This is a genomic window from Streptomyces sp. NPDC058683 (assembly GCF_042716195.1).
Lineage (GTDB): Bacteria > Actinomycetota > Actinomycetes > Streptomycetales > Streptomycetaceae > Streptomyces.
Window position 1 is genome coordinate 100910 of record NZ_JBHXSK010000006.1, and the last position, 24280, is coordinate 125189.

Sequence of the window (24280 nt, forward strand, 5' to 3'; positions counted from 1 at the left end):
GTGGCCCCATCCTCGGGACGCCCCCTGCCCCTGATCACCGACCAGACCGAGTTCTACTGGACCTCGGGGGCGGACGGCCGGCTGCGGATCCAGGAGTGCACCTCCTGCACCGCCCTCATCCACCCGCCGCAGCCCGTCTGCCGGTACTGCCGTGGCCGGGAGATGGGCGTACGGGCCGTCTCCGGCCGCGCCACCCTCATCGGCTTCACCGTCAGCCACCGCTTCCGCCTGCCCGGCCTGCCGGCACCGTACGTCGTCGCCCAGGTCGCCCTCGAAGAGGACCCCCGGATCCGTCTCACCACCAACGCCGTCGAGTGCGACCCCGGCGAACTCGCCCTCGGCATGCGCATGGAGGTCGTCTTCGAGCGGGCGGGGGAGGAGGTGTGGCTGCCGCTGTTCCGGCCGGCCGCCGAACAGGGGCAACCCGCCCCGCTCCCCGCCGACGAGGTCGAACCGGACCAAGTACGCACCCGTACAAGGCCGATGACCACCACGGAGAAGTTCGAGGACAAGGTCGCCCTCACCGGCATCGGCGCCTCCCCGCTCGGCCGCCGCCTGATGGTCCCCCCGCTCTCCCTCACCGTCCAGGCCTGCGAGGCCGCGGTCGCCGACGCCGGCCTCACCCTGGACGACATCGACGGCCTCGCCACCTACCCGGGTGCCGGCGCCTACGGCGGCTTCGCCGAAGGCGGCATCACGGCACTGGAGTCCGCCCTCGGCATCCAGCCGACCTGGCACCAGGGCGGCGGCGAGACCTTCGGCCCCGGCGGCTCGCTCATCGCGGCGATGCTGGCGATCGCCGGCGGCCTCGCCCGGCACGTGCTCTGCTTCCGCACGCTGTGGGAGGCCAGCTACGGCGAACTGGTCAAGCAGGGCCGGATATCCCCGCCGGCCGGCCCGGACCCCGGCTGGCTCAACCCCTTCGGCGCCACCTCCGCCGCCCACACCCTGGCCCAGAACGCCCAACGCCACATGCACCGTTACGGCACCACCCGCGAGACCCTCGGCTGGATCGCCCTCAACCAGCGCGCCAACGCGGCCCTGCACCCCACCGCCGTCTACCGCGGCCCGATGACGATGGACGACTACCTCCGGGCCCGCCCCATCACCACCCCCTTCGGCCTCTACGACTGCGACGTCCCCTGCGACGGCGCGGTGGCCGTCGTCGTCTCCGCCGTGGACGCCGCACGCGACCTGGCCAAGCCGCCCGTCCTCGTCGAGGCCGTCGGCACCCGGATCACCGAACGCCTCGAATGGGACCAGAGCACCCTCACCCACGAACCCCAGACCCTCGGCCAGTCCGCCCACCTGTGGACCCGCACCACCCTGCGACCCACCGACGTCGACGTCGCCGAGCTCTACGACGGCTTCACCTTCAACTGCCTGTCCTGGATAGAGGCGTTGGGCTTCTGCGGCATCGGCGAGGCGAAGGACTTCCTGGACGGCGGCAAGAACATCGCCCGCGACGGCGTACTGCCCCTCAACACCCACGGCGGCCAGCTCTCCCACGGCCGCACCCACGGCATGGGCCTCGTCCACGAGGCGATCGTCCAGCTGCGCGGCGAGGGCGGCGCGCGCCAGGTGCCCGGGGCCCGGGTCGCCGTGGTCAGCTCCGGCGGGCTCACCCCCAGCGGGGTCCTTCTCCTCAGGACGGACACGTGACAGAGAGCCAGCCGGACGTGGCGCCCGGCGCCGTCACCGTCGACGGCATCCCGCTGTCGTACCGGGCGAGTCGGGTACCGCGGCCACGGGCCGTCGTCCTCGCCCTGCACGGCGGCGGCACCGACTCGGCGTACTTCGACTGCCCGGGCCGACCGAGGCTCTCGCTGCTGCGCACCGGAGCCGCCCTCGGCTTCACCGTCGTCGCCCTCGACCGGCCCGGCTACGGCGCCTCCCTGCCCCACGCCCACCGGCTCACCGACCCGGCCCGGCGGGTCGACATCGCCTACGCGGCCCTCGACCGTCTGCTCGCCTCCTGTCCCACCGGCGCGGGCGTGTTCCTGACGGCCCACTCCGCCGGCAGCGAACTCGCGGTGCGGATGGCCGCCGACGAACGGGGACGAGAGCTGCTCGGCCTGGAGATCGCCGGCACCGGACGGCACCACCACCCGCGCTCGGTGAGCTTCCTGGAACACGGCGACGAGGAACTGCGCCGGGCCCGCTCCCGGCTGCGGGAAGCGCTCTGGGGCGCGGGCCACCTCTACCCGCCGGAGATCCTCGGCGGCGCGGGCATCGCGGCTCCCTCACCCGCGTACGAGTCCGCCGCACGCGGCTGGCGCCACGAGTTCCCGGAGCTGGCCGCACGCGTGCCCGTCCCCGTGCAGGTCAGCCTCGGTGACCACGAGGAGGTGTGGAGCGCGGGCCCCGCCGCCCTCGCCGACATCGCCGGCCTCTTCACGGCATCGCCCCGCGTCCGTGTCAACGAACAGCCCGACGCCGGGCACAACCTGAGCCTCGGTCACTCGGCCCGGGCCTACCACCTGAGGGTGCTGTCGTTCGCCGAGGAGTGCGCGGTGACCCGGGAGGCGGGTCTCGCCGCGCCGCCACGACAAGGGAGAGCGGGATGAACCAAGCCGACACCGTCGCACTGCTGCTGCGCCTGGTCCTGGGTGTCGTCATGATCGCGCAGGGTCTCCACCACTGGCGCGGCGGCGGCCGTATCGCCGGCACCGCCCGCTGGTTCACCGGCCTCGGACTCACCCACGGCACCCTCCAGGCCTGGCTGAGCGTGGCGACCGAGATCGGCGCCGGGGTGCTGCTGCTGGCCGGCCTGCTCACCCCGCTGGCCTGCGCGGCCGTCATCTCGGTGATGCTGGTGGCGGGCCTGCTCGCCCACCGGCCGCACGGCTTCTTCGTCTTCAAGGAGGGCTACGAGTACGTCCTCACCCTCGCCGTCGTGGCACTGGCGCTGGCCGCACTGGGACCGGGCAGTGCCTCCGTGGACGACGCGGCCGGTCTCGACCGGGACGGCTGGGCGGGCGCCGGCATCGCACTGGGGGCGGCCGTGGTGGCCACCACCGGACTCTTCGCCACGTTCTGGCGCCCCAGCCCCAGCCCCAGCCCCAGCTCCAGCTCCAGCGGCAGCCCCGGGCCCACGCCCAGCCCCAGGCCCGCGCCGGAACCGGCGCCGGGCCCCGAACCCCGTGAGCAGGAGGCCGGTTGATGCGCGTCGGATTCATCGGACTCGGCAGCCAGGGCGCCCCGATGGCCCGCCGGATCGTCGACGCGGGCTACGAGACGACTCTGTGGGCCCGCCGCCCCGCCGCCCTCGTCCCCTTCGCCGACACCCCGGCCCGGCGGGCCGCGTCCCCCGCCGACCTGGCCGCCGCCAGCGACCTGGTGTGCGTCTGCGTCGTCGACGAAGCAGACGTCGAGGAGGTCCTCACCGGCGCGCACGGTGTCCTCGCCGGGCTGCGCCGGGGCGGAGTGGTCGCCGTGCACAGCACCGTCCACCCCGACACCTGCCGGCGCCTCGCCGACCACGCCCGCACGCACGGAGTCACCCTGGTCGACGCTCCGGTGAGCGGCGGCGGTCCGGCGGCGGCCGAGGGCCGGCTGGTGGTGATGGCAGGCGGCGAGCCCGGCACGGTGGCGTACTGCCGTCCGGTGTTCGCGACCTACGCGGACCCGGTCGTGCACATGGGCCCGCTCGGCACCGGCCAGCTGGCGAAACTCCTCAACAACGTCCTGTTCACGGCCAACCTGGCCACCGCCGCCGACACCCTGGCCCTAGGCCGGAACCTGGCGATCGATCCGGCCGCCCTTGCCCGGGTCCTCGCGCACGGCAGCGCGGCCGGCTTCGCACTGGACCGGGTCGCGGCGGCCGGCGGCACCCTGGACCGGTTCGCCGCCCAGGCCGGTCCTCTGCTGCGCAAGGACGTCCGTCTGCTCACCGACGTCACCGGGGCCGCGGGTGCCGAACCGGACATCGTCCTGACGGCCGCGGGTGCCGCCCTCGCCCTGATGAACGGCCGACGGCCGTCAGCGGAGGATCCTCCCCCCGATGAGAGTCAGCCGCACAAGATCGGCCGACGGATCTGACAGGGCGTCGGCCAGCGGGACGGCGAGGAGGAGCAGGTCGGCGGGCGAGCCGGGGCGCAGGCGCGGGGGAGGGGAGCCGGGGGCGTGGGGCGGTGAGAGGTACGCCGTCAGCGCCTGGGCGGCGGTGAGGCGTTCGGCGGGGTTCGCGGTCCGCCCGCCGGGGACGTGGCGCGTGGTGGCCGCCCGGATCACGGACCAGGGGTCGAGCGGTCCGTACGGGGCGTCGCTCGACAGGGCCAGCGGGACGCCGGCGCGGAGGAACGAGGCGCAGCGGTACAGGCCGTCGTGCTCGTGCGCCGGGGTGCCGTCGAGGAAGGCGTCGCCGCGGTCGGCGAGGAAACCGGGCTGGGTGACCACGCGCAGCCCCAGACGGCGTACGACGGGCACGGCCTCCGCCGGGACCACGGCGGCGTGTTCGACCCGGTCCCCGGGCAGGGCGCCGGTCTGTTCGAGCGCCGCGAGCAGCAGGGCGAGCGAGGCGGCCGTGACCGTGTGCACGGCGACCGGACGGCCCTGCCGGTGCGCCGCGTCGATCTCCTCGGTCAGCCCGCCGAAGTCCGGCAGTACGGAGTCCGCGAGGACGATCTTCCAGGGCCCGGGCGCCGGCCGGGCGGACGGCGGGGTGCTGAGCGGCGCCCCGAGCAGCAGCAGCCGTTGCGGCAGCCGGCCGCTTCCCGCCTCCTCGGCCAGTGCGCCGACGGCGTCGGGGGCCAGACGCGGGGTGGCGTCGGTGACCGCGGTGATGCCGTACCCGGCGAGCCGGCGGCCCACCGCCGTGAGGGACGGCGGGGCGGTCTCGGGCAGCCGGCCGCGCAGCCAGTCGTCGGCCCGCCACAGCCGCCCCGTCGGTGCTCCGGCGGCATCGCGTTCGATGCCGGGATGGCGTCCGGACCGGAGGCCGGCCCGTTCGGCCGCACGGGAGTTGAGCACCCACAGGGCGCCGCTCCGGTGCTGCACCCGCACCGGGACGTCCGCGCGCAGCGCGTCCAGCCCGGTGGCGTCCAGCGCTCCGGCGACCCGTTCGGCGTAGCCGATGCCCCGGACCCAGCCGTGCCGGTCCGGAGCCGCCCGGTGCAGCGCCGCCCGCAGCGCCGGGCGGTCGCGGACGTCCGGGGGACCGCAGCGTACCGACGCGAACGCGGCCGCCAGCGCGAACAGGTGGAGATGATGGTCGGTCAGGCCGGGCAGCAGGGCACCGCCCGCCGCGTCGATCTCCTCCTCACCGGGGGCCCGCGCCGGTACCGCGCCCAACTCCTCGACCAGGCCGTCCCGGACGCGGACGGAGCACCGTCGGCCGTCGACCTCCGCGTCCCGGATCAGCAGCCCGCTCACGGCAGCGGGATCCCCAGCTCGCGCAGCACCGCGGCGGTGTCGGCGCCGCTCGCAGGGGCGGAGCCGGCCGGACGGCGCGGACGCGGGGCGGCCAGCGGATGGGAGGTGCCGCCGGTGTCCAGCAGCCAGCCGTCGCCGTGTCCCACGACCCGGGCGTCCTGGCCGGCGGACACGGAGAGACAGGCGGACACGACGTCCGCCATCGACACGTCCAGGACCGCACCGCCGCCCCCGGGCCGTTCGGACAGGGCGAGCGCCGCGGCGAGCAGGCCGGTCAGCGGGTCGGCCACCGCGTCACCGGCGAACACGGGCAGCCCCTCCGCGTCCGCGCCGAGGAGTCCGCGGGCGGCGGCCACGTCGTCACCGAAGCCGACCCGCCCCGCGGCCCGTCCGTGCGCCGTGACGGAGATCCAGACGCAGCCGCGGGCCGCCTCCGCCCCGGCGTCCAGCCCGAACCCCGCCAGCGCGCGGGGCCGGGAGGCCTCCACGACCACATCCGCCCGGCCGACCAGCTCGTGCAGGGCGGCACGGCCCCGCGTGTCCATGGGGTCGAGCACGACCGAGGCGTGTCCCGCGTGCAGCAGGTCGTAGAAGACCGGATCGCCGAAGCGTGCCCCGTCCGGGCGGGACGGGGTCTCCACCTTGACCACCCTGGCCCCCGCCGCGCCCAGCAGATGCGCGCACAGGGGGCCCGCCCACAGGGCGCTGAAGTCGACCACCAGCAGCCCCGCTCCGTCGCGAGGCGTGCCGGGCAGCGGGCAGGTCCGCTCCGGCCGCGGCCGGACCGAACCGCCCGCGAGTCCGAGGAGTCCGACCCGCTCGTCCAGGTCGTCGCCCTCGTGCGCGGCCAGCCACTCGGCCAGCCGCGCGGGCAGGGCCCCCGCATCGAGGTCCCGGCCGATCAGCGCGCTCCACAGCAGCGGGTCGTCGGGACGCGCGTCGGACACGGCGGCCCAGCCGTCCCTGGTGGGCAGCAGCCGGCAACTGCCCCCCACCGACCGCCGCCCCTGCCGCCCGCGCCCGCTGAGCGCGGCCCGCTCGGCGAGCAACCGGGCCCCGTCGAACCCCGCCGCACCGGCGGCGGCGATGTGATCGGCCAGCCAGGCCGCGAAGGTGGCCGCCGCACCGGGAGGCAGCAGCGGGGGCCCGTCGGCGTGACCGGTCAGGACGGGGACCCCGCTGCGGGCCCAGTCCTCGGCGACACGGGCGGGGCCGGTGTCCGGCCAGCGACGTGCCGACCGGGTCGCGTCGGCACCCGGCCCGCCCCCGGGCGGCACCGGCGGACCACCGGGTGCCGGGCGGGTACTGCCGGATCCCGGGCAGGTACGGTCGGGGGCCGAGCGGGTACGGTCGGATGCCGGGCGCCGGAAGGATCCTGTCGTACCGCCAGATGCCCCGTCGGCCATGCGGGGATGGTAGATCAGAGAGGTGTCCGCGACCACAGCGCTCTCTCTCACCGAACTCGCGGCCGGGGCGGCGGACGCCGACCTGCTGGACGCGCGGGCGAAGCCGTTCCGGCCTTTGCTGGTCGTCGATCTGGACCCGGGGACCGCAGCACCCACCGCCGCCGACCTGGAGCAGGCCGTCCGCCGGGCCCGGGACAGCGACCGACTGCTGGTCGGCCGCACCCGCCGACAGGTTCCCCCCTGTCCGGAAATCCTCCTGAACGCCCTGGACCTGACGCTGGTACGGGCTCCGGGCGACCGTCTCGGCGCGGCGGACGCCGCCGGGCACCCGGCCACGGTGGCGGTCACGGACCCGGCCGCCGAGGCGGAGTTGCTGCGCGCCCGGGCGGCGGAACAGCCGCAGGCGGCCCTGGTGCTGCGTCAAGTCCTGGGCATGGCAGGGCGGTTGCCGGTGCCCCAGGCCCTCGACCTGGAGTCGCTGGCGTACTCGACGCTGCTCGGCGGGGCCGGCTTCGCCGGCTGGCTGGCGGCCCGCGGAGCACGGCCCGCGCCGCCGCGCGCGACCGGCGACCCCGTGCTGGCGTGCCGCGAGGGCGACCTGCTGCGGATCACCCTCAACCGGCCCGAGCGGCGCAACGCGCACGGCGCGGAACTGCGTGACGCCCTGGCCGCGGCCCTCGACATCGCCGTCTGGGACGAGACCGTGCGCGAGGTGGTCCTCGACGGCAACGGCCCCTGTTTCAGCTCCGGCGGCGACCTGGACGAGTTCGGTGCGGCCGGTGACCTCGCCACCGCGCATCTGATCCGCACCCGGGCGGGTGCGGCGGCCCGTCTGCACGCCCTCGGTGGACGGCTCACCGCGAGGATCCACGGGACCTGCGTCGGCGCGGGCATCGAACTCCCGGCCTTCGCCACCCGGGTCCTGGCAGCACCCGGCACCACCGTCCGGCTGCCCGAACTGTCCATGGGCCTGATCCCCGGCGCCGGAGGCACGGTGAGCATCCCGCGCCGGATCGGCCGCCGACGCACCCTGTACCTGGCCCTCGACGGCCGCCCCGTCCCCGCCGAACGTGCCCTGGCCTGGGGACTGGTGGACCGGATCGAGGAATGAGACGCCCGTCGAGGTGGTGCCTGCCTCAGCCGATGCAGATGACCAGCAGACAGAGTTGCGACGGCGAGGTCGCGGTCGGGGCGGGAGTCGCCGTCGGCGCCGGTGTGCTGTCGCCGGCGCTGGGTGTCGGCGTGGCCGCCGGCTCCGACGGGGTGGCGGTGCTACCGGAGGCCGGGGCAGCGGCAGCGGCCGCGGCCTGGGGCTGGGCGGTGGACGACCTCGTGGACGGCACCGACGTGATGGTGAGCCGACGGGACGCCGGGGTGGCCTCGGGCGTGCCGGCGGTCTGCTCGTGCGGCGCGTTGGCGGTGGCCGTCGACCGGGCGGAGGGGGTGGTGGGGTCCGGGGCCCGGTGGCGGCCGGTCGGTGTCGACGCCGACGGCGTGGGCTCCGTGGCCTCCTCGTCCGCGACTCCCATGGTCGTGGTGTCCGGGGCGCTGGCCGCCTGTGCCCGGTCCGTGGACTGCCGGTCCAGCGAGGCGACGGTCAGCCCGCCGCCGACCAGGGCGACCGCGGTGGCCACCAGGGCCCGCCGCTGGGTCTTCTTCCAGCGGGCCCGCTGACGGCGCCGGGCCGCCCGGCCGAGGGGCCCGGCAGACATGGCGGAGGAGTCGTCGTTCGGGACTTCGGCGGCCTCTTCCGCCTCGTCCGCGTACGCGTCCGTGTCGTCGTGCCAGGCGCTGTCGGCCGGGGCCTGCCAGGGCGTCGCGACGACGCGGGGCGCGATGTCCGGGGCGTAGGCGCCGCAACCGGGGCACGCCAGGGCGCCGTTGAGGTGCCGACGGCACGAGGAGCAGTAGTCCATCCGCGGTCTTCCTGACTCGACTGCGCCAGCGGCGTCCTCGGCCGTGGCCTGATCTCGATCGCACGTGGGATCGAACGGCCAGAACGGTAGCGAGCCTTTGGCTGGGCAGTGTGCAGCCTGTGTGCTGTTTCTGCGCAGATGCGAGACGTGGATACGACCGGGTACGCGGAGTCACCGCCGTACGCGAACCGCGGTGGGCCGCGCAGCTCGACACCGTGCACCGGGGGCGGGAGACCGCTGTTCGCGGCGCGTCAGCGCGTAGCCTCGTCCTCGGGTTTACGTCCCCAAGCGGTCAGCATGCCGGCGGACAGCGCGGCGCACTCCTCGGAGGCCAGATAGCGGACCCCCGCGTCGACGGCCGCGTCGTCGACCAGGCCGGTGGCGAGCATCGCCGCCCGGCTCCGCTCCCAGGTGTCCGCCCAGAAGCGGCTGATGGGACTGCCCGGCAGCAGCGGCGGCACATGGATCTCGGCTGCGACGGACACCAGCCCCGCCCCCCGCAGCAGTTGCGGATACGACGGCACCCAGGAGACGTCGGTGCCGATGGTCGCCCGCAGCCCCTGCCACATCGCCCGCATCACCGTGGAGTACGGCGTGCCGGGCGTCCGGTCGCTCGTCAGGTCGACCGCGTCGCTGAGCACCAGCACCCCGCCCGGCTCCACGAGTCCGGCCAACGCGGTGATCAGGCGGTCGTGGTCGGACAGGTGCATCAGCACGAAGCGTGCGTGGACGAGCCGGAACCGGCCGCGGATCGAGTCCGGGGCGGCGGTGATGTCGGCCTCCAGCACATCGAGCCCGGGCCGCTCGGTCAGGAAACGTACGTCCCGGTCCACGGCGAGCACGTTCTCCACCCCGGCCTCGTCCAGGAGCCTGCGCGAGACCGTGCCCGTGCCGGCGCCCACGTCCAGGCAACGCCAGCCCGGGCCGGCCCCGAGCGCCCGCAGCCGCGCCACGGTGAGGTCGTCGTAGACGAGGGCGCCGACGTCGATGCGCTCGCCCTCGCCCGCCTGTTCGGGACGGAAGACGGCCTCGCCGTAGCGGCCGCCGCCCGGAGCGGCGGTCATGCCGCCACCGGAGTGCCGCCGAGCCCGAGCGGCCGGAACAGCGGGTGGTCGCGGAGTTTCATGGCCGGGCCTCCTCACGTGGCGGTGCGGCCCGTCCCAGGGCAGCCGCGGCACCGATCCTCCACCGACGACCGCCCGCACACCCGAGGCGCGCCGCGCCTGACCCGATCGGCCTCACCAGTCGTGGGCGGCCGCATGCTGGCACGCGCGGACCCGGGCCACGTCCGGGTTGCTGTCGGAGCCCGGCCGCTGGACGAGGAAGAGGGTGTTGAGCGGGGGCTCCTCCGGACCAGGCGCCGGGCAGGCGGATCTCCGTCTCCGAAGGTTCGTCGCGTCACCCCTGCCGCAACACCTCCTCTCGGAGTCCGCCGTCCCGTCTCCTCGTCGCCGGCCCCCCCGTGACCCGGCCTTAACGCAGCGTTCAGTACTGCTCGGTCTCCGCGAAGCCCGTGTCCGCGTCATTGCCCGCGCCGAAGGCGTCGGCGGCGGCGGTCGGGTCGAATCCGGGCGGGCTGTCCTTGAGGGCCAGGCCCATGCCGGCCAGCTTCGCCTTGACCTCGTCGATGGACTTCGCACCGAAGTTGCGGATGTCCAGGAGGTCGGCCTCGGAGCGCGCCACGAGTTCTCCCACGGAGTGGACGCCCTCGCGCTTGAGGCAGTTGTACGACCGGACGGTGAGGTCGAGCTCCTCGATCGGCAGGACCAGGTCGGCGGCCAGGGCGGCGTCCGTCGGGGACGGGCCCATGTCGATGCCCTCGGCGTCGATGTTCAGCTCGCGGGCGAGACCGAACAGCTCGACCAGGGTCTTGCCGGCCGACGCCATGGCGTCACGCGGCCGCATCGCCTGCTTGCTCTCGACGTCGACGACCAGCTTGTCGAAGTCGGTGCGCTGCTCGACACGGGTCGCCTCGACCTTGTACGTGACCTTGAGCACCGGCGAGTAGATGGAGTCGACCGGGATACGGCCGATCTCCTGGCCCACCTGCTTGTTCTGCACGGCGGAGACGTAACCGCGGCCGCGCTCGACCGTCAGCTCCATCTCCAGCTTGCCCTTGCCGTTGAGCGTGGCGAGGGCCAGATCGGGGTTGTGCACCTCGACACCGGCCGGGGGCGCGATGTCGGCGGCGGTGACGAGACCCGGGCCCTGCTTGCGCAGGTACATCACGACCGGCTCGTCGTGTTCGCTGCTCACGACCAGCTGCTTGATGTTGAGGATCAGGTCGGTGAGATCCTCCTTGACGCCCGGCACGGTGGTGAACTCGTGCAGGACACCGTCGACACGGATGCTGGTGACAGCAGCGCCGGGGATCGACGAGAGGAGGGTGCGACGGAGGGAGTTGCCGAGGGTGTAGCCGAATCCCGGCTCCAGCGGTTCGATCACGAACCGGGACCGGAACTCGTCGACGACTTCTTCGGTCAGGGACGGACGCTGAGCAATCAGCACGAGGTGTTGCCTCCAGTGGTTTGGCGCCCGCTATGTGACGCCGTAGACACTCCGAAGAGTACGGCGGCTCGGGCGATGAGGCCTGCGATGAGGCCGGACCCGCCCGACTCCATTTCTGCGAGGTGGCTTCCGGCTGCCCCTCCGACCGCCCCTACCGCCGCTTCTGCTCGGCCCGGGTGCAGCTCTCGGGCGTGCAGGACGGTCGGACATACATGCGATGCCATGGCCAGGGCGATGCCGTGATCATGACCGGATCCGGCATGAGACCCGGCCGTACGACCTGCTGTGCGCGGCGCTGTCCACGTGGCTGTGTGCGGGCGCGGACCCCGGCCGGCGTTGCCCCGTGCCGGGAGGCGGGCGAATCGAGAGCTTCCCGACGTGTCCGTGCTCAGCCGGCCGATGGCTTCATGAAGGCGCTCTGCCTGCGGTAACGGCGTACGCGCCGCGCTTCGGACATACGCCCGGGTGAGCCGGTACACGCCCACAGGGGGATGACCGCCTGTCGGTGATGACCTGCCCCACGCGCCACCTCACGCGCTCTATGGCTCTACGTGTCGGATCAGTCACTCTTGGTGTGCGGGCGTTCGGAGCGGTCTCGCAGCGGGACCGCGTCAGCCACGTCCGAGGCGCCTCTCGATCATCCCCAAAGGAGCATCATGCAGATCAAACGAGGTTTCACAGCCTCCGTCGCCGTCCTCGTGCTGGCCGGCGCGGCCGCTGTCGCCGCCGCGGCTCCCGCTCCTGCGAGGACTCAGCCCGCCGCCGCTGCCCCGTTCGCCGCCGCAGGCCCCTCCGCGGCCAAGGATCCGGCCTTCTGTGGCTTCGACAACCGGCTCACGCCGCCCACGATCCGTGAGGGCGCCGCCGGAAACGTGGTGAGCGAGGCCCAGTGCTTGCTCCAGGTCTGGGGCTTCTATGTGGGCCCGAGGGGAGTCGACGGCGTCTTCGGCCCCCTCACCACCAGTGCCGCCAAGTCGTTCCAGACCAGCCGCGGCCTGACCGCCGACGGCATCATCGGCCCGAACACGTGGACGAGGCTGCGCAACGGGTGAGTTTGGCCCGCTGGGCGGGGGAGAAGAGAGAAAATCATGATGATCTCCGTCTCCTCCGACATGGACGAACCTGTCGCGCGCCTCCTCGTCGAGGAACTGCGGCGCCGGGGCCACGAGGTGCGTACGTACGGCGCGCTGGAGCCGGGGGCCGACCCGCAGTGGGCGGTCTGCTCGGAGGCGGCCGCCCGCGAGGTCGCCGCCGGCGGCGCCGATCAGGCGATCGTCTGCTGCTGGACCGGCACCGGAGCCTCGATCGCCGCGAACAAGGTGCCCGGCGTCCGCGCCGCCCTGTGCACGGACGCGTACACCGCCGACGGCGCCCGCCGCTGGAACGACGCCAACGTTCTCGCCCTGAGCCTGCGCCTGACCTCGCAGCCGGTGCTCAAGGAGATCCTCGACGCCTGGTTCGCGGCAACGCCGAGCCAGGACGCCGAGGATCTCGGGAACGTGGCCCACGTCGGACGTCTCGACGCGGGCCGGGGGGCTGTCTAGGGTCAGTGGGCGCCGAGCCCGCCACCGCCGAACGAGCCGCTGCTGCCCTTGCTCCAGCGCGGCCGGTCCGTCGACGTACTCGGCCTGGTCTGCTGATTGCTCAGCTCGTAGGGAGTGAGCGGACGTCCGCCCTTGGGCATCCGGGGAATCTCCTCCGACTCACGGTTCTCCCGGATCTCATGGACCGCGCCCTCCGGCGGTAGCTTCGGCTGCTCATCGGGGCGCGGCCGGAGCGACTCGCGGTACTTGACACGGTTGCCCAGCCAGAAGCCCCCGGCGAGCATCGCCAGTACGGCCACCGCCACCACGAACAGCCCGAGACTCAACAGGCCGCTGGGAGCGGCCAGCTCCATCGATACCGTACTCATAGCAAGGGGATACCCCACCCAGAACGGGACGAACCGGACGCGCTCGGTGGCCGGTCGTGCACGGCGGGCGACCGCGGCCACCGGAACCGCCCCCGGCGACGGGTTTGCCGGGGGTGCACCTCGGCAACCCGGGGTGCATGACGTCGACGACTTCTCAACAGGAGCTCTACGGATACCTCGAGGATCGTTTCGCCTGCGCCCAGGCCTGTACGGAGTGTGCTCGGCTGTGTGCGCTGCGCGCCGGTGTGTTCGATCCCGACGGGACGGTCGAGCTGGAGCGGGTTCGCCGTACGGGCATCATGTGCGCCGAGGTGTGCGACGCGACCTGCCGGGCGCTGACCGAGGAGAACGCCCGGGACGAGGCCGGCCTGCGCGTCCAGCTGGAGTGGTGCCGGACGATCTGCCTCCAGTGCGCGCAGGCCTTCGACGCCCGCCCCGGCGCCGAGGAGAGCGCGGCCGCCTGCCGGGCGTGCGCCGTGGCCTGCACGGAGTTCATGGCGGTCCTGGCCTGAACGGTGGCCTCCGGGAACGGATCGGTCACCAGTTCGGCGGAGCCCTGCCAGGTGCCGTTGCGGCGGCTTAGTCTGGCGGCTCGTGTGCATCCTCGCCAGGTAGCTCCGGGAGGCTCTGGGAGTTGCGACGCCGCGGCGCCCCGGCCGTGGGCCGATGGGCGCCGCGGGGTGCCGGAGGTGGCTGCGGGCTCGGGGTCAGCCGAGGGCGGGGTAGTCGGTGTAGCCGGTGTGGTCGCCGCCGAAGCTCGTGGCGCGGTCCGGGGTGTTGAAGGGGCCGCCTTGGGCGAGGCGCACGGGCAGGTCGGGGTTGGCGAGGAAGAGCGCGCCGTAGGCGATGAGGTCGGTGGTGCCGTCGTCGACCAGGGCCAGCGCGTCCGGGCCGGTGGGCTCCATGCCGGTGAAGGGGTTGAGGATGTAGGTGGTGGGCCAGGCCTTGCGCAGGCGCAGGGTCAGGTCGCGGACCTCGGGGGCTTCCATCTGGTGGAGGTAGGCCAGGTTCAGCGGGGCGAGGGCGTCGACGAGGGCGGTGTAGGTGGCGTCGACGTCGGTCCGGTCGCTCTCGTCGATGTCGTTGTACGGGTTGCCGGGGCTGATGCGGAAGCCGGTCCGGTCGGCGCCGATGGCGTCGGCGACGGCCTTGGCGGTCTCGACGGCGAACCGGATCCGGTGCTCGGGACTGCCGCCCCAGGCGTCGGTGCGGGTGTTGGAGTTCGGGGCGAGGAACTGGTGGATGAGGTAACCGTTGGCGCCGTGCAGTTCGACGCCGTCGAAGCCGGCCTCGACGGCGTTGCGGGCCGCGTCGGCGTAGTCCGCGATCGTGTCCCGGATCTCGTCCTTGGTGAGTTCCTTCGGCGTGACGAAATCCTGCGGGCCGGCGTGGGTGTAGACCTGGCCTGCGGCTTTGACCGCGGAGGGGCCGACCGGGGTGCGGCCCATCAGGGAGGGGTGGCCGACCCGGCCGGTGTGCATCAACTGGAGGTAGATGACGCCGCCTTCGGCGTGGACGGCGTCGGTGACCTTGCGCCAGGCGGCGATCTGCTCCTCGGAGTGGATGCCGGGGGTGTCGGGGTAACCCTGGCCGACCACCGACGGCTGGGTGCCCTCCGTGATGATCAGTCCGGCGCCGGCGCGCTGGGTGTAGTACTCGGCCATCAGGTCGGTGGGGCTGTTGCCCTCGCCGTAGGCGCGGGAGCGGGTCATCGGCGCCATCACGATCCGGTTGGCGAGGCGCCTGCCGCCGAGTTCGGTCGCTTCGAAGGCCTTCGACATGATCATCATCCTTGGTTCAGGGGGTGTACCGGCCGCCGTGGGTCGGCCATTGACTGTCCGAACAAGTAAATTCCATGATCCCTTCCTGTGGGCATATGTGACCTGCGTCACTGTGGGGTGGTGGAGGTCGCGCCGAAGGGGGTCACGCGTGGCTCTGAGCTGGCATGTTCTGGGACTTCATCCCGGGAGGATCGAGATCCCGTCACCCGCTCAGAAGTCGCCTGCATCGCGAAAGAAATAAATGGCCGGCAATATGTTCCGCCCCGTCGGCCCTGCCCTGCCGGGGCTCAGTCGCTCTCCGCGCCCGTGTGCAGATGGGCGGCGACTTCCCGGTGGGTCGGGGAGGGCGGCAGCGGGCGGGGGTCGTTCGGGCGCAGGCCGTCCACGAAGATGCGCACATGGCGGGTGGCCAGGGCCTTGGCCTGTTCCGCGGGCAGGTACGGCATGGGCCGGCAGACCAGTGCCCCGGTGGTGATCAGGTCCATGTGCGTCACGTCGGGCCGGATCGCGCCCCGGGCGCGGGCGAGGGTGAGCACCTCTTCGAGGAGGGGTGCGATCCGGCCCTGGAGCTCGACCGCTTCGGGACTGGTGGCGACCGGCCCGCCGATCAGGGGGAGGACGAGCGTGTCCCGTTCGCCGACCAGGTGGAGCAGGAACCCCTCGACGGCCGCCAGGGGGTCCTGCGGTGCGGCGTCCAGCGCGCGGCGGGCGGCGTCGGCCACCGTGGCGAACCCGTCCAGGACGACCTGCTGGACGAGGGCTTCGCGATCGGGGAAGCGCCGGTAGAGCGTGGCGATGTTCACGCCGGCGCGGCGGGCGATCTCGTCCAGGGGAGCGGCGGTGCCCAGTTCACGGAAGGCGGTGCGGGCGGCGGCGAGGATCTGCGCCCGGTTGCGGGCCGCGTCCGCCCGCAGCCGGGGTCCGCCGCTGTCGCCAGGGGTGCGGGAAGCCACCGTGAGCCCGTCCTTTCTCGGCCGCGCCGACCGGCCGTGATCACTGCGGGTCGACGGGTCGAGATTACGTCAGCCGAATTCCCGCAGGCGCCTAACCGAAGGATTTCCTGCGGTTGATGTTACGGTGGGCGTGCCCGTCGCAGACCGGCGACGTCCGGACGCCTATGCCCCGGGCGCGGTGCATGCCTCCCGCCGGGTCCGGGCGCCGCGGCCGTCGCCCACAGAGACACTCCCCCCGACGTTTCCCTGGAGACCTGGAGAAGAGCAGTGGTGTCATCCGCGCAGAAGGCACGTTTTGAAGGCAAGGTGGCGGTCGTCACCGGCGGCAGCCGTGGCATCGGCGCCGCTGTCGCCAGGCGACTGGTCCAGGAGGGCGCGGCGGTGGCGATCGGCTACCGGGGCAACCAGGAGGCCGCGGACGCCCTCGTCGCCGAGCTGGGCGACGGCGGCGGTCGCGCTGTCGCCGTCCAGGCCGATGTCGCCGTCCCGGAGCAGACCGGAGCACTCGTCGAGCGGGCGGTCGCCGAGTTCGGCCGGCTGGACGTGCTCGCGTCCTGTGCCGGTATCGAGCACTTCGACGCGCTGGAGAAGATCACGCCGGCCGACTTCGACCGTGTCTTCGCGGTCAACACACGCGGGCAGTTGTTCGCCGTCCAGCATGCCGTCCCCCACATGGGCGAGGGCGGACGGATCGTGCTGACCTCGTCGGTGAGTGCGTCGAAGGCGTTCTTCGGACACACGCTGTACGCCGCGAGCAAGGCGGCGGTGGAGTCGATGGTCCTGAACCTGTCCGCGGAACTCGGCCGGAAGGGCATCACCATCAACGCCATCGCCCCGGGCGGCACCGCCACGGACATGGCCCGCGAGAACGGCGCGAGCTATCTGCACCCCGACCTGGCCGGGAAGCAGGACCTCTCCGAGTGGCTGAAGGTCGGCGTCGCGCTGCGGCGGCTGGCGGAGCCTTCGGAGGTCGCCGCCGGATACGCCTTCCTCGCCTCCGCCGACGCGGCCTACATGACGGGCCGCACGCTGCGGCTCGACGGCGGGATGTTCTAGGCGGACAGCCCGGAGAAGCAGGACCGGCAAACCCGCCCCACCCTCGTCCATCCGCGACAGGCCACGAAGGCCCCTCGCCCAGCCCGACCCCGGAAAACCACGAGGGCCCCGTGCCCCGCCCGACCCGGAAAGCCCTCGCCCCATGCACCACGGCATACAGCCCTCTGTCAGCGCGCCGCCCCAGCCGATCCCGTACCCTCCGGATGCCGACCCCGCCGCCGATCACGCACGGCACGCCAGGCACGCGCTGGTCGACTCCGAACCCGGACTGCCCGCCCCGGTGCTCGCGGCGGCCGCCGGCACCCGGAAGGCGATACTCGTCCCGGTGATCACCGCGCTGGCGATAGGCACCGTGTTCGTCGCCGTGTACCTCGCGGCCTTCCACGCCCCGTCGGCCCGCCACCAGCCCGTGGGCATCGCCGCCTCCGACAAGGTGGCCGCGCGCACCGAACTCGCCCTCAACAACGCGGCCCCGGACGGGTACACCTTCTACCGGTACGCGGACGCCGCGGCCGCCCGCCGGGCCGTCGTCCACGACCGGGTTCCGGCCGTCCTGGTCGCCGACGGCCGGGGCACGCGACTGCTGGTCGCCGGCGCGCAGGGACCGTCCACGGTGTCCAGCCTCGCCACGGCGATGACCGCCGCGGTCGGCAAGCCGCTTCCGGTGAAGGACGTACTGCCCCTGGCGGCGGCCGACTCCCGCGGACTGTCGGTGTTCTACGCCGCCTTCGGCGTGGTGCTCGCCGGCTTCCTCTTCGCCGTCTCCTCCTACCAGATAGCGCCACGCCTGCGACTGACCGTCCGGGTCGCCTCGATGCTGGTCTTCGCCGCCGCCTCCGGCGTGATGGTGGCACTGATCGGGCACACCGCCCTGAGCGCGCTGCCCGCCCCGTTCGCCGTGGTCACCCTCTTGGTGGGCCTGCTGGCGTGGGCGGCCGCCGCGGCCGCCGGAGTGCTGCTGCGCGTGTTCGGGCCGCTCGGCATGCCCGTCGCCTCCGTGGTCCTGCTGATCCTCGGCAACGCCACCTCCGGCGGCATCCTGCCGACCACCTTCCTGCCCGCCTGGCTCTCCCCGCTCGCCTCGGTCCTGCCGCCGGCCGCGGCGGTACGCGGGCTCCGGGGCGCCGCCTACTTCCACGACGCCCATCTCACCGGTGCCGTCACGACCCTGGCCGCCTGGGGCCTGGGCTGCCTCACCCTCCAGTACGTCCTGGACCGCGTCGCCGCCCGCCGTAAGCCGGCCGGCTCCGCGGACCTCGCGGTGGCGCGCTGACGGCCTGTCACCCTGCCGTCGGCGACCGCCCGGCCTCGCCGTGGATGTCCGCCCCGATCCGGGTCAGGTCTGCTGTGACGTGGCGCGGGCGAGGCTCTCCTCGATACGGCTCAGGACTTCGACGGCCTCGGCCTGCTGGGCCGGGGTCATGCCCTCGGCGACACCGGCCTCCAGGTCCGTCCAGACCTGCTCCACCTCACCGCGCAGGGCGTTGCTGGCCGCCGTGGGCTCGATGATGGTGGCCCGCTTGTCGGTGGCACAGGGATACCGGCGGACGAAGCCCGCGTTCTCCAGCCGCCGGACGGTGCGCGTCATGGTGGCGGCGTCGGAGCCGAGCAGCCGGACGAGGTCGGTCTGCCGCTGCGGGCCCCGGTCCCACAGCTGCATCATGACCAGTTCCTGGCCGGGGTGGAGTCCCACCCGGCGCAGCAGCTGGCCGGCCAGCATGCGGTGCAGACGGGCCACGCGGAGGATCGCGTGATTGAGCGCGCCGGCCGCGACGGAATCCGGCATGGGTACGTCCGCCGGTGCCGTGGTCCCGGCGGTGGTCTCCGGCTGGCTCATGGGGTTCCTCGCGTGACCTGTGCAGTTGATCGAACAGGGAGAGGCTACCGCGGAGCGGGTCCCCAACAGGGGCGCCGGCCACGCCCCGGAATAGGGGACTGCCCAGTGATCCACGGCCGGAACTACCGTCGGAGCGCGCGTGAGTGGCCGCTTCCGGGTCTTCCACGACCGCCTGTGGCGCGCTCCGTGGTCAGTCCGCATCGGCTTTCCCTAGGAGCCCATCGCCGTGAACAGCGGTCTTCTCACCCCGCCCGCGGCCCGCGCCGGCGGCGCGGCAACCCGACCCCCCGAAGCGTCACTCACCTGGACCGACCCCGTCACGGGACGCCAGGGCTTCCTCGTCATCGACCGGCTCGTCCGGGGCCTGGCCAGCGGCGGCCTGCGGATGCGCGAAGGCTGCCGTCACGAGGAGGTCAGGGAACTGGCGGCGGCGATGAGCGTCAAGGAGGCGCTGCACTACGACCCCACGGGCCGCTACCTCCCCATGGGCGGCGCCAAGGGCGGCATCGACTGCGACCCGCTCAGCAGCGAGGCGCGCGGCGTGCTCTCCCGCTTCCTCGCCTTCATCCGGCCGTACCTGGAGAACAACTGGGCGACCGGCGACGACCTCGGTACCACGACGGAACTCATCGACGAGGTGCTCGGCGAGCTGGGCGTGGACGGCTGCATCGCCCCGGTGGTGCGCACCCTCGACGACCCGCAGGCGGCGCGGAAACGATTCGCCGACGCGTTCGCCGTCGAGGTCGACGGCATCGGACTCGCCGAACTGGTCGGCGGCTGCGGGGTCGCGGAGGCGGTCCTCACCGTCCTGGACCGGGACGGCGTCTCCCGGAGGTCCGCCACCGCCGTCGTCCAGGGCTTCGGCGCCATGGGCGGCTCGACGGCCCGCTTCCTGCACGAGGCGGGGATCCGGGTGGTCGGCATCTCCGACGTCCACGGCACCGTCGCCAACCCGCGTGGCCTGGCCGTGGAGGACATGCTGCGCCACCGCCGGGCGTACGGAGCCATCGACCGCGGCCGGCTCGGTCCGGACGACGTCCTCCTGGACCGGGACGCGTGCCTGTCGCTCGCGGCCGACGTGCTGGTCCCGGCCGCGACCTCCTACACCGTCCACGAGGCCAACCAGGACCGGGTCGCGGCCCGCTACGTCGTGGAGGCGGCGAACCTGCCCGTGACAGCGGGCGCGGAGGAGCGGCTGCGCGCCCGCGGCTGTGTCGTCGTACCCGACGTCGTGGCCAACTCCGGGACCAACGCCTGGTGGTGGTGGGTGCTCTACGGCGATGTCGCCCCGGACGCCGCCTCCTCGCTGTCCAAGGTGCGCGGAGCCCTGCGCGACCTGGTGACGGAGACGCTGAAGCTCGCCGAGGACGCCGTGTGCACGCCCCGCCAGGCGGCCCGCTACCTGGCCGACGCCAGACGCGACGTGCTGCTGAGCCGGACGCGTGCTTGATGGTCACCACACTGCTGGCCGCCGTGGCGGCGCTCGGCTGGGGCGCGGCGGACTACTGCGGCGCCAGGGCCTCGCGGACCGTACCGGCCGCGCGGGTCGTGTTCCTCTCCCAGGTGCTGTCCCTCCCGGTGGTCGCCGTCTGGCTGGCGGCGACCACCGAGCACGGGCCCGGACTGTCCGCCCTCGCCTGGGGGTTCGGGGCCGGAGCCCTCGGCCTGCTGGGGCTGGTGCTGCTCTACCGGACGCTGGCGGCCGAGGGCATCGTGCTGGTGGCACCCGTCACGGCGGTGACGGCGGCCGTCGTACCCCTGGTGGTCGGACTGGCCGTCCAGACGGCGCCCGGCCCGCTCGCGCTGTGCGGGGTCTGCTGCGCGGTGCTCTCGATCGCCCTGGTGAGCCAGGCCGGGCGGATCCGCCGGGCCACCGTCGCCACGCGCACCCTGCTGCTGGCCCTGGCGACCGGCGGCGCGCTCGGACTCCAGCTGGTGTTCATCTCCCATCCGGGACCGGACGCCGGCCTGTGGCCCCTGGTGGGCGCCCGCGCCGTCTCCATCCTGTGCGTGGCCCCTGGCGCGCTGCGCGGGTGGCCGAAGGCGGGCGGCGCGCCCGTGCCGTGGCTGCCCGTGGTGCTGGCCGGGGTGCTCGACTCGGCCGCCTTCGCCTTCTGCCTGTTCGCGACGGACCAGGGTCTGCTGAGCGTGGTCGGACCGATCGTGTCCCTCTACCCGGCGGCCACCGTGGTGCTCGCGCTGGTGCTCGACGGCGAACGCGTGACGGTACCTCAGGCACTCGGGCTGTGCCTGGGTGCCGGGGCGCTGCTCCTCGTGGCCGTTTAGCGCCGCCCGCCGACCCATTCCCTTCCTCCCCTTTCTCCTCTTCCTCCTCCCGAAAGACACCGACATGAGCGACGACCAGAAACAGGTGCTCCAGGCCGCCGACGACCTCGTGGCCGCCTACGCCGAGGGACGCCTGAACGACTACTTCACGACCTTCGCCCCGGACGCGACCTTCGTCTTCCACACCGCCGAGCAGCGCATCGAGTCCGTCGCCGAGTACCGGCGGGTCATGGCGCGCTGGGTGCTGGAGGACGGCTTCCGGGTGCTGAACTGCCTCTCCTACGACCGGATGGTCCAACTCTTGGGTGACACCGCGGTGTTCACCCACTCCGTCGAGACCCGGATCTCCACCGACGCCGGCGAGGAGACCCTCCACGAACGGGAGACCATCGTCTTCCGCCGGGAGGCCGACGGCCGCTGGCTCGGCGTGCACGAGCACCTGTCACCGGCCGCCGTCCCACCGCTCGACCCGGACCGGCCGGTACCGGGCGATCCGGAGTAGCCGCGAGCGGCGAACCGATCTTGCCGGTCATCCGTAGCTGTATGCGGAGGCGGCCGGGAACCCGCGCGGCCGGCCCGTCGCAGCGGGGACCGTCAACCACGGCGGACCCCCCGCACGCGGGCGGCGTGCACCGCAGGGACGGCAGGCCGCCCATGGACGTACGCCCGCGCAGGGCGGCATGCCGTCACGGAAGGAGCAGTTCATGTCCCGCTGGGGCACTCTCTTCACGCGCTTGGCACCGGGCCGGGGCCAGCAGCCCGACGGCACGGCGGGAGAGCTCGACACGCCCGTCCTCGTCGACCAGTACGACGGGCTGACGCTGCTGCGCCCCACCGAACAAGCCGTCCCCGGCCCGGACGACGTGGCCGAACTCGCCCGGTCCCTGGGCGCCGAAGGGGGCCAGACCGTCGCCACCGTCGTCGTCGGCGTGGACGGCCCGGTGCCGCCCGCGCTGTGGACCCGGCTCGGCGACGTCCTCGACACGCTCCGGGAGAACGGAACGACCACCCTGCGCCTGGTCGTCTCGGGCGCGGGCAGCGGGGGCGCCGACCGGCCCGCGCTGGCCCAGCGGATCGCCGACGCCTGGGGGTTCGGCGTGATCGCCCCCGAGGGCAGCGCGCTGCTCGTCCCCGGCGGCAGCCTCTTCGTCCCCGACCCCGCCGAGCCGTCCGGCGGCTGGCAGCTCTTCCAGCCCGGCACGGAGCCGACACCGCTCGGCGCCCGCCATCCGGCTCCCGGCTGGCAGACCGCCTTCGCGGCGCTGCCCGAACGCACCGTCGGTGGATACACCGTCCGTCCCGTCCCCGCCGGTGTCCTGCTCCAGCACCCGGGGACACCGCCGCCCGCCCCCGGCGCGCTGTGCCACGCGGTGCCCGTCGACACCGGCCACCCGACCGTGCTGGTCGGCGTGCCGGGACCCGGTGGCGGCGCCCGGATCCCCGCCGACGACCTGGCCGCGCTGCTCGCCGCGCTGCCGGCCGCGGTGCGCGCGCGGATCCGTGTCGCACCCGGCGCCGAAGGCGACCTGCTGCCCGCCGTCCAGCAGGTCGCCGACGCGCTGGACGTCGAGGTGGAGGTGCTGACCGGCCCGCCCCTGGCGGCCCGGGCCGTGGCGCCGGACGCCGCCGCCGACGACGACGCCGTTCCCGGGTCGGTCCTCGTCGACGGCACGGGCCGGCCCACCTGGCGGCCCTACGTCGAAGCCGTGGTCTGCCGCCCCGCCGCGTCCGGCGACGATGACGACGCCCCCGGTCCCCGGCTGCTGCGCTGGCGCTCCCCGGTGCCCGACGCCCGGGAACAGGACGCGGGAGTGGTCCGGCTGTCGGAGCGGTGGCAGGTCGCCATGACCCGGTCCGGGCTCGCCCTCGGCCCCGTCGGACAGCCCCTGCCGCTCGCCGACCGCCCCGTGCTCGCGGACCAACTCGCCGTCGAGATCGGCTCGTCGGACCAGCCGCTCGACGAGACCTGCTGGTCCGCCCTGTCGCATGTGCTCGACTACCTCGATCCCGAGGCACGCGAGTACGCCGTCCTGCACGCCCCCGGCCGCTCGGCGGAGGAGAGCCGGATGCTGCGCAGGCTCGCCGTGCAGCACGGCGTCCGGATGCTGTGGCCGCCGACCGCCGGCGCCGACCCGGACGCCCTGCCCGAACCGGCCGCCGACGCGCAGGCCGCTGCCGCGCCCGCCGGGGAGGCACCCGCGCCGGACGGGTTCTCCCGCTACCGCGAGCGGATCGGCGGCATCGTGCAGGCCGCCAACGGGGGCCGTTACGACGACGCCACGACCCTCGCCACCGCCCTCGAACGCGAGGCGTTCACCGCCCACGGCTCGGAGCACCCCACGTCACTGCAGATCCGTCAGATCAGGGCGCACGTGATGCGGCTGGCCGGACACAACGCCCTCGCGGCGGACCTCTACCGGCGGGTGGCGTTCAGCCTGCTGGTGACCGCCGGGATGGACAGCGTGGACGCCGAGCAGGCCGCCGGCAACGCGGACGCCTGCTGGCGGGACACCGCCGACATCGCCCTCGCCCTGCGCATCGCGCCGTCGATCATCTCCCTGCGGCAGAAGGTGCCGGGCCCGAACGACCGTTGGCTGCGCGCCGCGGAACGCTACCGGGAGCAGCTGGAGACCGCGCACGCCACGCCGCCCGCCCCACACCTGCCGTCCGCCGTACCGGTCCCGGTGACGACCCCGGCGGCGGCCCACGATCACCACCGGACGCCCCCGGAAATCAGCGGACATCGACCGCCTGCGGCTGTCAGCGAGCCGGGGACTGGTACGGCCGTGAGCGAGCCTGGGGCGACCGCGGCGGCCACCGGGTCGCGGACGCCGCAGGCTGTCGGCGGGTCGCGGTCGTCTTCGGCTGTCGGCGAGTCTCAGGCGCCTGCGGCTGCCGCGGCGTCGCGGTCGTCGCAGGCCGTCATCGAGGCGCGGAGGCCTCCGGCGGCTGCTGAGTCGCGGACGCCCTCGGCCCTCGCGGAGTCGCGGATGCCCGCGACCGTCGTCGAGGCGCGGATGCCCCCGGCAGCCGGCGATGCCGATGCCGCCACCGGCGCCGCTGCGCGGGTGCGGCGGGTGGTTGCGCCGCGGGAGCTCGTTCCGGTGGTGGCGGCCAGGCCGGCGAGGAACACCGGTGTCCTGTCGCCGCAGTCGTCGGTGGTCGGCCGGGGCGACGAGGCCGTGGCCGCCACTTCGTGCTCGGCCGTGGCGGGACGTTCCTGATGCGGAACGGACCAGGAACGGGTGCGCG

At 74.0% G+C, this 24280-nt stretch carries 23 protein-coding genes; 14 read left to right on the top strand and 9 right to left on the bottom strand.

Features of this window, described 5'->3' with window-relative positions:
• Genes ACFWXC_RS08635 through ACFWXC_RS08650 form a run of 4 tightly spaced genes read left to right on the top strand, consistent with a single transcriptional unit; the run spans nucleotide 1 to nucleotide 4041 of the window.
• Nucleotides 1-1662, top strand: a complete 1662-nt coding sequence (locus ACFWXC_RS08635) for an OB-fold domain-containing protein (protein WP_384475176.1) — start codon at nucleotides 1-3, stop codon at nucleotides 1660-1662.
• Nucleotides 1659-2567 carry an alpha/beta hydrolase gene (locus ACFWXC_RS08640; protein ID WP_384475178.1) on the top strand — a complete coding sequence of 303 codons (909 nt, stop codon included), beginning with the start codon at nucleotides 1659-1661 and terminating at the stop codon, nucleotides 2565-2567. Before ACFWXC_RS08635 ends, ACFWXC_RS08640 begins: the two co-directional genes overlap by 4 nt.
• Nucleotides 2564-3163, top strand: coding sequence for a DoxX family protein (locus ACFWXC_RS08645; protein ID WP_384475182.1), 600 nt, complete (start codon nucleotides 2564-2566; stop codon nucleotides 3161-3163). Before ACFWXC_RS08640 ends, ACFWXC_RS08645 begins: the two co-directional genes overlap by 4 nt.
• On the top strand, nucleotides 3163-4041 hold the full coding sequence (locus tag ACFWXC_RS08650) for an NAD(P)-dependent oxidoreductase (protein WP_384475185.1): 879 nt from the start codon (nucleotides 3163-3165) through the stop codon (nucleotides 4039-4041). The genes ACFWXC_RS08645 and ACFWXC_RS08650 overlap by 1 nt, the downstream gene beginning before the upstream one ends.
• Here the strand turns inward: ACFWXC_RS08650 and ACFWXC_RS08655 are convergent.
• Together ACFWXC_RS08655 and ACFWXC_RS08660 are read right to left on the bottom strand one after the other, a co-directional pair.
• Entirely contained in the window at nucleotides 3982-5373 is a 1392-nt protein-coding gene (locus ACFWXC_RS08655; RefSeq protein ID WP_384475188.1) for an amidohydrolase family protein, read from the bottom strand. The two genes, ACFWXC_RS08650 and ACFWXC_RS08655, sit on opposite strands and share 60 nt — an antisense overlap.
• Nucleotides 5370-6779: a CoA transferase gene (locus ACFWXC_RS08660; protein WP_384475191.1), complete on the bottom strand. Its 1410-nt coding sequence runs from the start codon at nucleotides 6777-6779 to the stop codon at nucleotides 5370-5372. The genes ACFWXC_RS08655 and ACFWXC_RS08660 overlap by 4 nt, the downstream gene beginning before the upstream one ends.
• A gap of 22 nt (nucleotides 6780-6801) precedes the next feature.
• On the opposite strand from ACFWXC_RS08660, the gene ACFWXC_RS08665 reads away from it, so the two are divergent.
• Nucleotides 6802-7890: an enoyl-CoA hydratase/isomerase family protein gene (locus ACFWXC_RS08665; RefSeq protein ID WP_384475194.1), complete on the top strand. Its 1089-nt coding sequence runs from the start codon at nucleotides 6802-6804 to the stop codon at nucleotides 7888-7890.
• Nucleotides 7891-7915: 25 nt separating this feature from the next.
• Here the strand turns inward: ACFWXC_RS08665 and ACFWXC_RS08670 are convergent, their stop codons facing one another.
• From ACFWXC_RS08670 to ACFWXC_RS08680, 3 genes are all read right to left on the bottom strand, one after another.
• Nucleotides 7916-8695, bottom strand: a complete 780-nt coding sequence (locus ACFWXC_RS08670; protein WP_384475197.1) for a hypothetical protein — start codon at nucleotides 8693-8695, stop codon at nucleotides 7916-7918.
• A gap of 251 nt (nucleotides 8696-8946) precedes the next feature.
• Nucleotides 8947-9759, bottom strand: a complete 813-nt coding sequence (locus ACFWXC_RS08675) for a class I SAM-dependent methyltransferase (RefSeq protein WP_384475200.1) — start codon at nucleotides 9757-9759, stop codon at nucleotides 8947-8949.
• Nucleotides 9760-10180: 421 nt separating this feature from the next.
• Nucleotides 10181-11203, bottom strand: a complete 1023-nt coding sequence (locus ACFWXC_RS08680; protein WP_384475203.1) for a DNA-directed RNA polymerase subunit alpha — start codon at nucleotides 11201-11203, stop codon at nucleotides 10181-10183.
• A 656-nt stretch (nucleotides 11204-11859) separates the two neighbouring features.
• Between ACFWXC_RS08680 and ACFWXC_RS08685 the strand changes: the two genes are divergently transcribed.
• The gene (locus tag ACFWXC_RS08685) at nucleotides 11860-12255 is read left to right on the top strand and encodes a peptidoglycan-binding protein (RefSeq protein WP_384475206.1); all 396 of its coding nucleotides are present in this window, start codon (nucleotides 11860-11862) and stop codon (nucleotides 12253-12255) included.
• A gap of 36 nt (nucleotides 12256-12291) precedes the next feature.
• A complete protein-coding gene (locus ACFWXC_RS08690) occupies nucleotides 12292-12747 on the top strand; it encodes an RpiB/LacA/LacB family sugar-phosphate isomerase (RefSeq protein ID WP_351737986.1) in 456 nt (151 codons plus the stop codon).
• 2 nt (nucleotides 12748-12749) lie between these two features.
• Here the strand turns inward: ACFWXC_RS08690 and ACFWXC_RS08695 are convergent, their stop codons facing one another.
• The gene (locus tag ACFWXC_RS08695) at nucleotides 12750-13115 is read right to left on the bottom strand and encodes a DUF6479 family protein (RefSeq protein WP_351710653.1); all 366 of its coding nucleotides are present in this window, start codon (nucleotides 13113-13115) and stop codon (nucleotides 12750-12752) included.
• 137 nt (nucleotides 13116-13252) lie between these two features.
• Between ACFWXC_RS08695 and ACFWXC_RS08700 the strand changes: the two genes are divergently transcribed.
• The gene (locus ACFWXC_RS08700) at nucleotides 13253-13627 is read left to right on the top strand and encodes a ferredoxin (RefSeq protein ID WP_384475210.1); all 375 of its coding nucleotides are present in this window, start codon (nucleotides 13253-13255) and stop codon (nucleotides 13625-13627) included.
• Between the two features lie 195 nt (nucleotides 13628-13822).
• On the opposite strand, the gene ACFWXC_RS08705 is transcribed toward ACFWXC_RS08700, so the two are convergent.
• Nucleotides 13823-14896 carry an alkene reductase gene (locus ACFWXC_RS08705; protein WP_384475214.1) on the bottom strand — a complete coding sequence of 358 codons (1074 nt, stop codon included), beginning with the start codon at nucleotides 14894-14896 and terminating at the stop codon, nucleotides 13823-13825.
• 287 nt (nucleotides 14897-15183) lie between these two features.
• Nucleotides 15184-15849, bottom strand: coding sequence for a TetR/AcrR family transcriptional regulator (locus tag ACFWXC_RS08710; RefSeq protein ID WP_384475218.1), 666 nt, complete (start codon nucleotides 15847-15849; stop codon nucleotides 15184-15186).
• Nucleotides 15850-16119: 270 nt separating this feature from the next.
• On the opposite strand from ACFWXC_RS08710, the gene ACFWXC_RS08715 reads away from it, so the two are divergent.
• On the top strand, nucleotides 16120-16905 hold the full coding sequence (locus ACFWXC_RS08715) for an SDR family NAD(P)-dependent oxidoreductase (protein WP_384475221.1): 786 nt from the start codon (nucleotides 16120-16122) through the stop codon (nucleotides 16903-16905).
• Nucleotides 16906-17047: 142 nt separating this feature from the next.
• Nucleotides 17048-18178: an ABC transporter permease gene (locus ACFWXC_RS08720; protein ID WP_384475224.1), complete on the top strand. Its 1131-nt coding sequence runs from the start codon at nucleotides 17048-17050 to the stop codon at nucleotides 18176-18178.
• Nucleotides 18179-18241: 63 nt separating this feature from the next.
• On the opposite strand, the gene ACFWXC_RS08725 is transcribed toward ACFWXC_RS08720, so the two are convergent.
• Entirely contained in the window at nucleotides 18242-18742 is a 501-nt protein-coding gene (locus tag ACFWXC_RS08725; RefSeq protein ID WP_384475227.1) for a MarR family winged helix-turn-helix transcriptional regulator, read from the bottom strand.
• Between the two features lie 226 nt (nucleotides 18743-18968).
• Between ACFWXC_RS08725 and ACFWXC_RS08730 the strand changes: the two genes are divergently transcribed.
• From ACFWXC_RS08730 to ACFWXC_RS08745, 4 genes are all read left to right on the top strand, one after another.
• Nucleotides 18969-20192: a Glu/Leu/Phe/Val dehydrogenase dimerization domain-containing protein gene (locus ACFWXC_RS08730; RefSeq protein WP_384475230.1), complete on the top strand. Its 1224-nt coding sequence runs from the start codon at nucleotides 18969-18971 to the stop codon at nucleotides 20190-20192.
• Nucleotides 20192-21028 (top strand): hypothetical protein, encoded by an 837-nt coding sequence (locus ACFWXC_RS08735; protein WP_384475233.1) that lies wholly within the window; start codon nucleotides 20192-20194, stop codon nucleotides 21026-21028. Before ACFWXC_RS08730 ends, ACFWXC_RS08735 begins: the two co-directional genes overlap by 1 nt.
• Nucleotides 21029-21092: 64 nt before the next feature.
• Nucleotides 21093-21530 (top strand): nuclear transport factor 2 family protein, encoded by a 438-nt coding sequence (locus ACFWXC_RS08740; protein WP_384475236.1) that lies wholly within the window; start codon nucleotides 21093-21095, stop codon nucleotides 21528-21530.
• Nucleotides 21531-21732: 202 nt separating this feature from the next.
• On the top strand, nucleotides 21733-24252 hold the full coding sequence (locus tag ACFWXC_RS08745) for a hypothetical protein (protein WP_384475238.1): 2520 nt from the start codon (nucleotides 21733-21735) through the stop codon (nucleotides 24250-24252).
• The last annotated feature ends 28 nt before the right edge of the window (nucleotides 24253-24280 follow it).